Origin of the sequence: Pseudomonas edaphica (assembly GCF_005863185.1) — a bacterium.
GTDB lineage: Bacteria > Pseudomonadota > Gammaproteobacteria > Pseudomonadales > Pseudomonadaceae > Aquipseudomonas > Aquipseudomonas edaphica.
Genome location: NZ_VBVZ01001097.1, coordinates 1 through 707 on the forward strand (window position 1 = coordinate 1; position 707 = coordinate 707).

At 60.5% G+C, this 707-nt stretch carries 1 protein-coding gene; it reads right to left on the reverse strand.

All coding sequences use genetic code 11. The annotated features are described in order from the left end of the window. Positions 1 to 665 (reverse strand): transporter substrate-binding domain-containing protein (locus FEM54_RS33460; protein WP_138454388.1); only part of this gene is annotated, 665 nt, incomplete at its 3' end. Positions 666 to 707: the final 42 nt, after the last annotated feature.

Genomic DNA, 707 nt, shown 5'->3' on the forward strand with positions numbered 1-707 from the left:
CCCATCGCCAACTGGTACCGATAGGGCGTTTCGCCGCTGACGTATAAACCATCCAGCTTGAGCTGGCGCAGGCTCCAGACGCTGGAGGCGAGGTCGCCTACAACCGCATCCACTTCATCGGTGGCCAGGGCTTGCAGCGTCGAGCTGACGTTCGGCATGGCCACCAGGTTGAGGTCGGGATGGTGGGTGCGCAGTAATTCGTGCGGCGCGTAGTTTTCCACCACGGCGATCTTCAGGCCGTACAGGTCTTTAAGGTTGCGCGGTTTCGCGCCGCCCTCATGGGCGAGGATGACGATCGGGAAATCCAGGTACGGACGTGTAAAGCCCAGGTAATTCTGGCGTTCGGGCGTCGACATTATGCCGGGCAACAGGTCGAGCTGATTGTTTTTCGCCTGTTCGAGCACGGCGGTCCAGTTTGCCGGCTCGATCAGCTTGATCCGCATGCCCAGGCGGTCCTGGATCAGGCGTACATAGTCGGCTGCGAGGCCTTGATAACGGCCATTTTCATCACGGTATTCGAAGGGCGGCCAAGAAGCGTCCACCCCCAGGCGCAGCTCCTGATGGTCCGCCAGCCAGCCACGCTCATCATCAGTAAGAGTCAACGCGCCAGCCGTTGCGGTCCAGGCGAGCAGCGACAGCAGTATCACGGTCGGCAGTCTGGGCATAACGGTCTCGTTATGGCACGGGGAATGTTTCGAGTGTAGACG